Below are 12,758 nucleotides of genomic sequence, written 5' to 3' on the forward strand. Positions count from 1 at the left end.
CTTGTAAGCACTTGATATGACTCATAGAATGGTAAAAAACAAAAAAGCAGTTTATGGAGACTCTTAGGCTACCTTAGCCGTAGCCGTCGAACAGGAGGAGTTCATGGTGAATATCAGCCATTGCACCACCAATGAAGCACCTCAGAGCCAAAAGCGCTACTGGGAAAAAATCGTCACGGAAACATACTTCCCCCTATCCCTACATTTCAAGGATAGCCCCAGTTTTTCGGGTGCCTTGAACTCATGGGATCTGGGACTGATTTCCTTATCCAAATTGGAGTCTGACGCTCTGCTCTACCAACGCAATAGCCAACACCTAGAGCAAGCCGAAGCGGAAGAAAGCTACTTAGTGACCATTCCCGATAATGACAGCATAGATTTCAGCCAAAACGGCAGGGATGTAGGCTGCTCACCCGGCGGGTTTATCTTACAGCGCAGCCACCTGCCCTATCAATTTAGCTACACCCAACCTAACAGGCTATGGGTACTAAAAATTCCCGCGCCCTTACTACGCTCACGCGTAGGCATGCCTGAACGCTTAGTCTCTTTGGCATTTGATGCCAGCCAAGGAGCGGGTGAGCTGATGACAGAAATGGTACGTATGGTTGCCGTGCGATTAGACCAAATGGATCAAGCCGCTAGGCAAACCATTGGTAGCCACTTAGCCGACTTACTTGCCTTAGCCGTGCTGGATCATTCCCCCATGCAATCGGGTTTAACCTCAGTGCAAACCGCCCACTTGTATCGCGCCGAAAAGTACATACGCGACCATATACAACAGCCCTTGCGCCCCCAGGACATTGCCAGCGCCTGTGGGATTTCACTGCGCTATTTGCACATGCTGTTTCAAATGCGCGGGCAGTCCGTCAGCAGTTGGGTGCAAGAACAGCGCCTGTTGTTTAGTGATACCGCGCTACAGCAACATGCACACACCAAAAGCATTGCGCAGATTGCCTATGAGTGGGGGTTCAGCAGCCCCGCTGCCTTTAGCCAACTGTATAAGAACCACTTTGGACAATCCCCCAGCGAAGCACGCAGCCAATACCGTGCTCGGTTAAACCAACACAACGATCATCACTTTCTTGTAGACAGCTAATCACACTCTGCATCGCTACACCGTATGCGATCAGCAAGCCTAGCGTTAATACCCGTCTGTAGAGCGCTCTAGCGTTCTACCTACCCTTTACATTTTTTGCCTAGTTTTCACTGGGCAGGGGATTTTTTGTCCTCAAAATATCTGGAGCACACTATGAAAAGCACACGCGTTGCCGTCGACGTTGGCGGCACTTTCACCGATATCTGCGTCATGGATGAGCACACTGGACGCATTAGCATCGAGAAAACCTCCTCTACCGTAGATCCCATAGACGGTATTTTGAATGCCGTAGATAAAAGTAAAGTAGACCTAAACCAGGTATCACTGTTTTCACATGGCACTACTGTCGCTACCAATGCGCTGATCACACGCCGCCTGCCCCGTACCGCCATGATCTGCACCGAAGGCTTCAGAGACGTCATTGAAATACGTAGAGCCAACAAAGAAGACTTATGGGATATCTACAAAGACGTAGCTCCACCACACGTCAAACGTCGTGACCGTCTATGCGTGACTGAACGTATAGATGCTCAGGGCAACGTCGTCACCGCACTAAATGTAGAAGAAGCGAAGCAAGTTGCCCGAACCTTGCGTCGTCGTGAAGTGAAAGCAGTAGCTATCTGCTTTATGAACTCCTACATGAATCCGCAGCATGAACAACAAATGCGCGACATCTTGCGTGCCGAAATGCCAGAAGTGGCTATCTCTCTATCGTCTGAGGTCATGCCCGAAATCTTCGAACATGAACGCTTCTCTACCACCGTCATTAACGCAGCCTGCAGCCCCGTGGTGGTGGACTACACCAAGCGCTTAGGTCAGGAACTAAAACGTCGTGGTTATGAAAGTGATTTGCTGCTGCTACACAGTGGTGGTGGCGTCATGACGACTGAGGCGGTAGAACACTTCTCTGCTCGCTTGGCGGGTTCCGGTATTGCCGCTGGCGCCATCGCCAGCCGACACATTGCTATGTTGTGTGGCTTCAGGAACTCTATTGGCTTAGACATGGGTGGCACCTCTACCGATGTATCTTTAGCCTATGACGGCCAATCGCGAATCACCAATGACTGGTTTATTGAGTTCGGTTACCCCATACGTTTCTCTAGCATTGAAGTGCTCACTATCGGTGCAGGTGGCGGCTCATTGGCGTGGCAAGATGAAGCTGGCTCACTACGCAACGGCCCACAATCAGCTGGCGCCAACCCCGGCCCTGCCTGCTATGGCAACGGCAATATGCAACCCACCAACACAGACGCTAACGTCGTGTTAGGTAGACTGGGTACACGCTTAGCCGGCGGACAAGTCACCCTTAACGCTGAACTGGCGCACGAAGCGGTGCGACAAGGTGTGGCCGAACCCTTCAAACTAGAACTGCACGATGCAGCCCAAGCCATTGTGGATGTGGCCAACGCCAACATGGCCGATGCCGTACGACTGCTATCTATTAGTCGGGGATACGACCCTAGGGATTTTGCCCTAGTATCCTTCGGTGGCGCGGGAGCCTTACACGGTGTAGCCATTGCACAAGAGCTGTCTATCCCCGCCGTCATTGTCCCTCCTAACCCCGGCGTGGCATCTGCTTTGGGTTGCTTACTGGTGAACATCCAGCACGACTTTGCTGAAAGCTATATCAAACAAGCGTCTGACGTGGATATAGCCGAACTAGAAGCTGCCTTCCAACGCCTCGAAGCCGAGGCAATCTCGCACCTTAGCCATGAAGGCGTGCAAGAGCAAGACATGGTGTTAGAACGCACTATAGACATGATGTACCAAGGACAATGGCGCTCATTGGCTATCCCCGCACCACGCCCCGTCCAAACACTAGACAGCTTGATTGATATTTTCCATCAAGAGCACGAACGCGAATATAACTACCGCCGCATGGATGCACCAGTTAGCGTGTTCCGCCTAAACCTAAAAGCGGTAGGTTTGGTTGCCCAAGCCGAGTTACCCCGTCACGAACCTACGAGAGTAATCCCAAATCCTGTAAGTCACCGAGAAGTTTGGTTTTCCAAGTTTGGTGCCTGCCACACCCCCGTTTATGAACGCACAGACTTACCAGCCGGCCTGCAATTGCAAGGCCCTGCCGTGATCGAGCAATTGGACTCTACCGTCGTCGTGCCACCCCAGTGCCATGCCGACATTGACGAATACCTCAACATCATCATCCGCTTCTAAAGGGACACATCATGACTACTACAACCACTTCCAGCACCTTGGACCCCGTCACCTTTGAAGTGTTGAAAAACTCCTTCATTACCAGTGTTGACCAGATGGCAGAACAAATTCTGCGCACTTGCTATTCCTTTGTAATTTATAACCGCGACTTTTCCAGCGGCCTACACGATGCGCAAGGTAACTCTGTCGCTCAAGGCAACCAAGATATTGCGGTGCACGTTGGCACCCTGCACTTCACATGTAAAGCCGTCATTGAGGCCTTTGACGGTGATATACACCCCGGTGATGTCTACGCCATTAACGACCCTTATGCGGGGGGTACACACTTTAACGATGTACGCTTAATACGTCCTATTTTTTCGGGCGATACCCTGCTGGGCTTTAGCCAGTCCAATGGTCACTGGTCCGACTTAGGCGGCAGCGTACCTGGTTCGTTTGACGTTACCGCCAAAGACATGTTTAAAGAAGGCATGCGCATCACCCCAGTACGCTTATTTCACAGGGGGGTGTTTTGCCGTGATGTGGCGCACCTCATTGCCTCTAATACACGTGATCCCGCCTCTATCATTGGCGACATTCACGCGCAGTCTCAAGCCACTCAAGTGTGTGAACGCGAGATTATCCGCCTCAGTGAAAAATACGGCGTAGACACCGTTCTAGAAGGCATGGGTGCCGTACAAGACTACGTAGAACGCGCAGTACGTCAGCGCTTAGCCGCTCTACCCGATGGCGAATGGGAAACTCAGGACTTTATTGATAGGGACCCCATTTCCGGCGAAGGCATGATTCCCATCAAGGTAAAACTCACCATCCAAGGGGATCGTGCCACCTATGACTTCACTGGCAGCCACCCTACTATTGGCTCCATCTACAACTCCGCTTTCGGCTCTACTTTCTCTGCGGTCGCCGCTGGGATGAAAACCTTCTTCCCAGACCTACCGTTAAACAGCGGTTTTTACCGTGTGTTCGATGTGATTGCCCCCGAAGACAGCATTGTGAATGCGCGCTGGCCAGTCGCCGTCACCGGCTTTTTGATGCCATTTGAAAAAATCATGAATGCCATCTACGAGATCTGGTCGCAAATCATGCCCGAACGCGCTACAGCATGTGCCTTCAACCTAGAGTATCTGCTCACGGGCGGTAAAGATGCGCGCAGTCCAGAAAAACCCATTTTCATGTTCTACGACTGGCTACCCGGTGGCTGGGGTGGGCGTAATGGTAAAGACGGCAGCAACGTCACCACAGCTTCGTTTGGCGTGGGTTTGATGTCGCAGCCCGTAGAAGGCCAAGAACGTGCTAACCCTATCCTTACCACTGAATTCCAAATCCTGACCGACTCCGCCGGCCCTGGTAAGTGGCGAGGCGGTGTAGGCGTACGCAAAACCTCCATTATGCAAGACGCCGAAGACCCCGTTATTTCCTACATTTGTGACCGCGAACGCGCCATTGTGTGGGGGATTAATGGTGGGCTACCCTCTATGCCGCATGGCTTAACCTTAAAACGGGCAGACGCTACTGAGTCTGAGTGGTTGGGGTCCGTGTTCTCGGATGTGTCCGTTAGCTCTGGGGACGAGTTCAGTCGCCCCACTGCGGGTGGCGGTGGCTTTGGGGACCCCTTAGAGCGAGACCCAACTCTAGTACTAGAAGACGTGATTGATGAATACGTTTCTATTGCTAGAGCGGCTAAAGACTATGGCGTCATTATTGAAGCCATAGACCCGGAGATTTGCGAGTACCGTATTGATGAAGCAGCGACTCACACACTACGTGAGCACATGCGTGCCAACCGCAGAGACTGGATGCAGACTGATCCAGAACAGGTGGCTCAGTGGTACCGCAGCGGCGACATAGATCAGTTGGATGCTGTACGCCGCTACGGCGTTATTTTGGACTGGGACCAAGGCACCGTACTGCCTATCTCCACCCAACAATTCCGAGAAATGCTGGAAAAACGTACATTACAACATTGGCTACAAACCGAAACCGTAATGGCATAACCGCACCAACAAACTGCCCTTCTTAACACTAGCGTAAGCCTATAACCTAGGCCATAAAACAATCCCCCAGTGTTTGACTGGGGGATTGTTTCTTTCAGCACAGGGGTTAACAGCAGCCCCGTGCGCGTGTTAATGCCTTAGCCGTTAAACACGCCGGTAGACAAATAGCGATCGCCTCTATCGCAGGCAATAAATACGATGGTGGCGTTTTCGACTTGAGCCGCCACTCGTAAGGCGGCGACCAACGCACCACCCGTAGAGATACCGGCAAAAATACCTTCTTGAGATGCCAAGGCTCTAGCGGCATCTTCGGCTTCTTTCTGGCCAATCAGTTCGTAGCGATCTACATCTGAAGGCGTAAAAATAGCGGGTTGGTACGCTTCTGGCCACTTACGAATACCAGGAATAGAAGCCCCTTCAGCAGGCTGGGCACCCACAATCATCACGTCTGGTTTCTGGCGACGCAAGAACGACCCCACACCCATGATGGTACCGGTAGTACCCATAGCACTCACAAAGTGCGTCACACGCCCCTGTGTTTGTGCCCAAATCTCTGGGCCCGTACTGTGAATGTGAGCCTGTGGGTTGTCGTCATTCGCAAACTGATCCAACACAATACCTTTACCTTCGGCTTGCATTTTCAGTGCCAAATCACGCGCATATTCCATACCCCCCGCAGAGGCAGGCGTCAGGATTAGCTCTGCACCATAGGCCGCCATCGAGGCCCTACGCTCTACCGAGAGGTTATCAGGCATGATCAAAATCATTTTGTAGCCACGTACTGCAGCAATCATCGCCAATGCAATACCGGTGTTACCACTCGTAGCTTCAATCAAGGTATCGCCTGGTTTAATTTGGCCGCGTTCTTCGGCACGGCGAATCATAGAACTAGCGGCACGATCTTTTACCGAACCGGCGGGATTGTTACCTTCCAACTTGGCCAGAATCACATTCCCACGCTCAGTGATCAGTTCTGGATGCAGGCGTTGCAAACGCACCAGGGGGGTTGAGCCAATGGTATCTTCAATAGTCGGATAAGCAGTCATAGTCTAGTATCAGCAAAATCAAATAAGGAGCGCACCAATGGCCTACTCGTCACCTGGCGATTGGGCTGGTGTCTTTGTATCACGTCCATTTTGAATGCTATACCAAGGTTCTGTCTACTCTCTTGCGGAATATACGCGCATATGCCTTGTGTAATGTCATCTATAAAACCTACAGTTTTATAAAAACCAATAAACATCAAGATATGGTTATTAAAAATCATCAGCTCTTGCGCGGCTATGAGCCCTGCCCATCGCCGCACCCTTATAGCAGCAGCATTAGCGCCCTACCGTAGATGAAGCTGCCTGCGCCCCACCCTCTATAGTGAGCCCTTCTTGTTGCAACGACTGTGCGCGCTTAGCACCTATACCTTTGACACGTTCTTGCAAGTCTTGAAAATCCACAAAGGGGCCGCCACGTTCACGCTCTTCTAGAATCAACGCAGCCGTTTTAGGACCTATGCCTTTAATTTGTTGCAGTTGCTCATCCGTGGCCACATTCACATTCACCGCCCATGCCCATGCACTAACACTCCATAAGCATAGGCACAGCAATAGCCCTATCGCAGCACGTGCAAACCGGTGCTGAATCACAGAAAAAGGGGAAGATACAGGAAGAGAGATCATCATCAGACTCCAAAGAGAAAAAGGAGCCTTGATGATGCGGGATGGTTGCGCTGTTACGGCGACAGTTGACGCGCGTTAACCATGCGCAACCTTACCTAAGGAATTAGGATTTCTTGCTCAGTTCGTGTCTAACGTAAGACGACACACCTTCGGCCACTGTTGCAAACTCAGCGGTATAACCTGCCGCACGCAATGCGGTCAGATCGGCTTGAGTATGGCTTTGGTAGCGCCCTTTCAGGTCATCGGGAAACTCCACATAACGCAAGTAGCCCTGATGTACTAAATCCGCTAACGGCAACACATCTTTACCCTCAGCTTCACGCATGGTGTTTACCACCGCCATAGCCACATCATTAAAAGGCTGAGCTCTACCTGTACCGCAGTTATAAATACCCGATGCCGATAACGATTGCGCCATAAAGTGCAGGTTCACATTAACCACATCATCCACAAAGATGAAGTCACGTTGCTGCGCACCATCGGCATAGCCATCCCAGCCGCCAAACAAACGCACCAAACCTTCGGTTTGATACTGCTTCATGTTGTGCAGCGCGACCGAGGACATACGACCTTTGTGCTGTTCACGGGGGCCATACACGTTGAAATAACGTAAACCCACTACAGGCGCAGTCAAGGTGTCAAAGCGACGACGTAGCACTTGGTCAAACAACAGTTTGGAGTAGCCATACACATTCAGTGGGCCTTCGTTTTCTGGTGCTTCGGCATACACCGGACCTGCACCATACACCGCTGCTGACGAGGCATACAAGAAGGGAATACGCTTTTTCTGGCAGTACTCGAACAACTCTAGGGTCACCCGGTAGTTGTTGTCCATCATGTAATGACCATTACGCTCTGTGGTATCAGAACACGCACCTTGATGAAAAATAGCTTCTATAGGGCCTAGTTCATCTTTAGCCACACGCGCGCGGAACTCGTCTTTGTGCATGTAATCTGCAATGGATAAATCAACAAGATTGACGAACTTATCGCCATCCAACAGATCATCCACCACCAGGATATCGCTAATCCCTTGCTTATTCAGACCGGCCACCAGATTACTTCCGATAAAACCAGCTCCGCCTGTTACTACGATCATTGCAATTCTCCTGAGGTCACAATGGATGTGCCCAACTTACCTACCACGATACCACCGGCAATGTTTGCCCAGCTCATGGCATCGCTCCACGATAATCCTGCCGCTTTAGTAACGGCCAATGTCGCCAATACGGTATCCCCCGCACCCGACACATCAAAAACTTCCTGAGCTTGCGCATCAGCATGAAAACGGCCATCAGCCGTAAAGATGGTCATACCCTGCTCTGAGCGAGTAATCAAAATCGCCTCTAAATTCAAGGCCGACCGCAATGCTTGAGCGCGCTCTTCTAGCTCGTCCTCACTGTGCCACACGCCTACAGCCTGTGACATTTCCAACCTATTAGGCGTCAAGATAGTCGCACCGGTATAGCGCTCGTATTTGTCACCCTTAGGGTCTACTAACACAGGAATACCACGCTTTCTGGCTAGTGCAATCAATCCCTCTACTTGCGCTAAACACCCTTTGGCATAGTCAGACAAAATGACTAAGTCATGTTCAGCGATAAGGCTCTCGGCCTCTTGCTGTAAAAGACGTAGGCTAGCTGTACCGGGGCGCTCTTCAAAGTCCACTCGCATAAGTTGCTGCTGTCTACCCAGCACACGCAGCTTCAACGTCGTAGGCATCTGAGTATCACGCACCATGCTGGTGGTGATACTTGCCTCACGAGCGCGCTCTTCAATCGCATCCGCTGTGGCATCGTCCCCTACTACACCTAATAAGCAGGCCTTGGCGCCCAAGGCGGCCACATTACGGGCCACGTTCGCCGCACCACCTAACCTATCTTCTTGACGCCCCATTTTGACAACAGGCACCGGCGCTTCGGGTGAAATTCTATCTACATCGCCAAACCAATAACGGTCCAACATGATGTCGCCTATCACCAATACCTTAAGGTGGCGGATTTTTTCAGCCGGAAAAGCAATCATCGCATTTCCTCCAATCGCTTGGGTGCGTAGCTTTCCCATGAGTTACATCCAGGGCACTGCCAGTAGTAATGCTGTGCCTCAAAACCGCATATATCGCACGAATAGCGATCTAAACGTTGTGCGTGTTTGTGCACGACTTTGTACAACAAGCTTAAGTCGGCTCCCGCTACAATTTCGGCAGCAGCTGCACCTGGAGGAATACTTTCGTAATCCGGCACACGTAAGGTGTGATCCGCATGTTTAAGCTCGGCTTCTAGCATACGGTCCAGCCCCAACAGCAACGGGTTCTCACGCAGCGCTGAGCGTGAAAATGCCCACGCCCGTATGTGACCTTGCTGTTCACGCAATTCTTTAAACACCACGATGAACACATCCAATGAAGGGTGCAACTCATAGTGTGCTTTCAACCGTGATAACCCCTCTGCAGCCAACCCTAGCTGCGTGCAGCATTGCATAAACCGCGCTGCCACTAAACCGGCGTACTCTGGCGCAATGCTCATCGCCTCTAGCAGATAGTGTTGCTGTGCCTTGAGATCACCCTTAGCCTGCGCCAAATACCCCTGTAGCATGCGTATGCGAGCACGTGACGCCAAGCTACCACGCTCTTCGCCTAGATCGTCAGAGGCTTGCTCTGCTGCTGCCAAGGCTTGCTCGGCTTTTTCCAGATTTGGCTCACGTCGCTTCAGTGCAGATTCTGCTTCCTCACATTGATAGTGCACCAATTGCGGTACAGGTTCGTCCACCAAGGTACGCAAATAATGCACAGCAGCAATGGCTTTGGGCCAGTCGTGTTCAGACTCGTAAATGCGGATTAATGCACGCGCTGCATCTAACGAGAAACGTGTATCCAATACCGCTTTAAATGCCTCTTCAGCTCTGTCTAGCAAACCGGCTTTAAAGAAGTCTTGAGCCAACTCGTACTGCGCTGCATCTTTATCGTTTTGAGGGAGATCTGATCGCGCCAACAAACTTTGATGAACACGAATAGCACGCTCAATTTCACCCCTGCGTCTAAACAAACTACCCAATGCAAAGTGCAACTCGGTAGTTTCAGGATCTAACTTGGCCACCTCTACAAACGCATCAATCGCACGATCGGGCTGTTCGTTAAGTAGAAAATTCAGGCCTTTAAAATACGAATTCGGCAAATTTTTTGACTCGGACAATAATTGTCTAAAGTCAAAACGCGCTGCCAGCCATCCCAGTGCAAACAGCACAGGAAATATTATGAGCCACCACGGTTCAAAATCCACGCACCCTACTCCTTATGCTACTTACAGAGGCGTAACCACATCAGCGACGTCATTACGCTCAACCACTATAGGCTGACGTTGCTGACGCTCTAAACGCACAATTTCTTGCTTCAACTTGGCTACTTCTCGACGTTTACGCACTATAGCCAGCACCATCAGCAACACACCGATGAATAACCCTACGATTAAGGCTGTCAGCATCACCACGACCAGAGGGACACCCGTAATCATATAGTTAGCAAAAAAGTGCACATCTACAGGCTCTGTATTTTTCAGTGCAAACAACAACACGATGACAAAAACCAGCAGACGCAATACCCAGACTAGATAGCGCATGTCATGACTCCACTTTATTGGCAAGAAACCATTGTAATTTGAAATTCGTATCTACGCCCATACGCAAAACAGGCCCTACGATGAGGGCCTGTTTTTTCAGACGGACTAGTAGACCTTGCAGTGCTCTACCCGTTAGCTTTCTGATGAAGCCTCAGAGCGCTTTAGCTCTTCCAGATACGCCGCATCTACACGTTCACGTAGCTCTTTACCAGCTTTAAAGTGAGGTACCTGCTTAGCAGGTACCAGCACTTGTTCGCCGGATCGAGGGTTACGTCCTATACGAGGAGAACGCGTAGATAACGAGAAACTACCAAAACCACGTATTTCTATACGTTGACCACTGGCCAAAGCCTGGGTCATTGCATCCAACATGGTTTTGACCGCAAGATCCATATCACGCTGGGCCAACTGCGGGTAGCGGTTGGCCAGCAGTGTAATCAGTTCCGACTTAGTCACGCTGATTAACCGTCGTCGCGCTGCTGCTGATCCAATTTGGCACGCAGCAGAGCACCCAGGTTAGTCGTCCCCGAAGAAGCGCTAGCTTCGGAAATGCGCTGCATGTTGTCAGCGGTATCAGCGTTATCACGTGCTTTCACGGACAATTGGATGCTACGAGCTTTACGATCCACGTTCAGGATCATTGCCTCGATTTCCTCGCCTTCTTTCAGCACGGTTGTTGCATCTTCAACACGACCAGCTGCCAGCTCGGAAGCACGCAGGTAACCTTCAACGTCAACGGACAGTGTCACCACAGCGCCTTTGGCTTCTACGGATTTCACTACACCACTTACTACAGCACCTTTATCGTTTGTAGCAACGTAGTTGTTGAATGGGTCGCCTTCCAACTGTTTGATACCCAGAGAGATACGCTCTTTCTCGGTGTCGATACCCAGCACAACGGCGTCAACTTCTTCGCCTTTCTTGAAGTTGCGAACGGCTTCTTCACCTGTGTCTGTCCAGGACAGATCGGACAAGTGAACCAGACCATCAATACCACCGTCCAGACCAACGAACACGCCGAAGTCTGTGATGGATTTGATTGCGCCACGTACTTTATCGCCACGTTTGAAGTTCACTGCGAACTCTTCCCATGGGTTAGCACGGCACTGTTTCATACCCAAGGAGATACGACGACGATCTTCGTCGATATCCAGAACCATAACTTCAACTTCGTCACCCAAAGTTACTACTTTGCGTGGGTCAACGTTTTTGTTGGTCCAATCCATTTCGGATACGTGTACCAGACCTTCGATACCGTCTTCTACTTCAACGAATGCACCGTAGTCGGTCAAGTTAGTTACTTTACCGAACAGACGTGTACCTTGTGGGTAGCGACGTGCCAGACCGATCCAAGGATCTTCGCCCAGCTGTTTAACGCCCAGAGAAACGCGGCTGCGCTCTTGGTCAAATTTCAGCACTTTAGCTTCGATTTCTTCACCAACCTGCAGAACTTCTGATGGGTGACGAACACGGCGCCATGCCATATCTGTGATGTGCAACAGACCGTCGATACCGCCCAGATCCACGAACGCACCGTAATCGGTGATGTTCTTCACGATACCCTTGACCACTACGCCTTCGGTCAGGGTTTCCAGCAGTTTCTGACGCTCTTCGCCCATGCTTGCTTCCAGCACAGCACGACGAGACAACACAACGTTGTTACGTTTACGATCCAGCTTGATCACTTTGAATTCGAAGGTTTTGCCTTCGTAAGGAGTGGTGTCTTTTACTGGACGCAGATCAACCAAAGAACCGGGCAAGAATGCACGGATACCGTTGGTCATTACTGTCATACCACCCTTGACCTTGCCAGTTACCGTACCGTTTACCAGTTCGCCGGATTCCAAAGCTTGTTCCAAAGCCAGCCATGCGGACAGGCGTTTAGCGCGGTCGCGGGACAGAATTGTGTCGCCGTAGCCGTTTTCGAAGGAATCGATAGCAACTGAAACGAAATCACCTGGTTCAACTTCCAGTTCGCCCTGATCGTTCAGGAACTCTTCCAGAGGAATCAGAGATTCGGATTTCAGGCCAGCGTTAACCAACACGTAGTTGTGGTCAATACGCAGCACTTCTGCAGAAATAACTTCGCCAGCTTTCAGGTCTTGGCTTTTTACGCTTTCTGCAAACAGGTCGGCAAAGCTTTCGCCGCCAAGAATATCGGTAGTAGTTGAGGACATTAACAATCCCATATCAGCCATTGCTGGCT

11 protein-coding genes are annotated in these 12,758 nt (G+C 50.9%); 3 read left to right on the top strand and 8 right to left on the bottom strand.

Annotated features, from left to right (window positions below):
• Positions 1 to 103 precede the first annotated feature (103 nt).
• From GY634_RS09160 to GY634_RS09170, 3 genes are all read left to right on the top strand, one after another.
• Positions 104 to 1,096, top strand: coding sequence for an AraC-like ligand-binding domain-containing protein (locus GY634_RS09160; protein ID WP_166408240.1), 993 nt, complete (start codon positions 104 to 106; stop codon positions 1,094 to 1,096).
• 153 nt (positions 1,097 to 1,249) lie between these two features.
• Positions 1,250 to 3,271 carry a hydantoinase/oxoprolinase family protein gene (locus GY634_RS09165; RefSeq protein ID WP_166408241.1) on the top strand — a complete coding sequence of 674 codons (2,022 nt, stop codon included), beginning with the start codon at positions 1,250 to 1,252 and terminating at the stop codon, positions 3,269 to 3,271.
• 11 nt (positions 3,272 to 3,282) lie between these two features.
• A complete protein-coding gene (locus tag GY634_RS09170; RefSeq protein WP_166408242.1) occupies positions 3,283 to 5,268 on the top strand; it encodes a hydantoinase B/oxoprolinase family protein in 1,986 nt (661 codons plus the stop codon).
• 137 nt (positions 5,269 to 5,405) lie between these two features.
• Here GY634_RS09170 and cysM read toward each other — a convergent pair whose 3' ends face one another.
• The 8 genes from cysM to rpsA all read right to left on the bottom strand — a co-directional run bounded on the left by cysM (position 5,406) and on the right by rpsA (position 12,729).
• Positions 5,406 to 6,314: a cysteine synthase CysM gene (gene cysM, locus GY634_RS09175; RefSeq protein ID WP_166408243.1), complete on the bottom strand. Its 909-nt coding sequence runs from the start codon at positions 6,312 to 6,314 to the stop codon at positions 5,406 to 5,408.
• Positions 6,315 to 6,590: 276 nt separating this feature from the next.
• Entirely contained in the window at positions 6,591 to 6,941 is a 351-nt protein-coding gene (locus GY634_RS09180) for a ComEA family DNA-binding protein (RefSeq protein WP_166408244.1), read from the bottom strand.
• Positions 6,942 to 7,041: 100 nt separating this feature from the next.
• On the bottom strand, positions 7,042 to 8,037 hold the full coding sequence (rfaD, locus tag GY634_RS09185; protein WP_166408245.1) for an ADP-glyceromanno-heptose 6-epimerase: 996 nt from the start codon (positions 8,035 to 8,037) through the stop codon (positions 7,042 to 7,044).
• Positions 8,034 to 8,963, bottom strand: a complete 930-nt coding sequence (gene rfaE1 / locus GY634_RS09190) for a D-glycero-beta-D-manno-heptose-7-phosphate kinase (protein ID WP_166408413.1) — start codon at positions 8,961 to 8,963, stop codon at positions 8,034 to 8,036. Before rfaE1 ends, rfaD begins: the two co-directional genes overlap by 4 nt.
• Positions 8,960 to 10,216: a lipopolysaccharide assembly protein LapB gene (gene lapB / locus GY634_RS09195; RefSeq protein ID WP_166408246.1), complete on the bottom strand. Its 1,257-nt coding sequence runs from the start codon at positions 10,214 to 10,216 to the stop codon at positions 8,960 to 8,962. Before lapB ends, rfaE1 begins: the two co-directional genes overlap by 4 nt.
• Positions 10,217 to 10,237: 21 nt before the next feature.
• On the bottom strand, positions 10,238 to 10,552 hold the full coding sequence (locus GY634_RS09200) for a LapA family protein (protein ID WP_166408247.1): 315 nt from the start codon (positions 10,550 to 10,552) through the stop codon (positions 10,238 to 10,240).
• A 132-nt stretch (positions 10,553 to 10,684) separates the two neighbouring features.
• A complete protein-coding gene (locus GY634_RS09205) occupies positions 10,685 to 11,008 on the bottom strand; it encodes an integration host factor subunit beta (protein ID WP_166408248.1) in 324 nt (107 codons plus the stop codon).
• A 5-nt stretch (positions 11,009 to 11,013) separates the two neighbouring features.
• The gene (gene rpsA, locus GY634_RS09210; RefSeq protein WP_166408249.1) at positions 11,014 to 12,729 is read right to left on the bottom strand and encodes a 30S ribosomal protein S1; all 1,716 of its coding nucleotides are present in this window, start codon (positions 12,727 to 12,729) and stop codon (positions 11,014 to 11,016) included.
• Positions 12,730 to 12,758 lie beyond the last annotated feature (29 nt).

It is taken from the genome of Paenalcaligenes suwonensis (assembly GCF_011290505.1).
In the GTDB taxonomy this organism is placed as follows: Bacteria; Pseudomonadota; Gammaproteobacteria; order Burkholderiales; family Burkholderiaceae_B; genus Paenalcaligenes; species Paenalcaligenes suwonensis.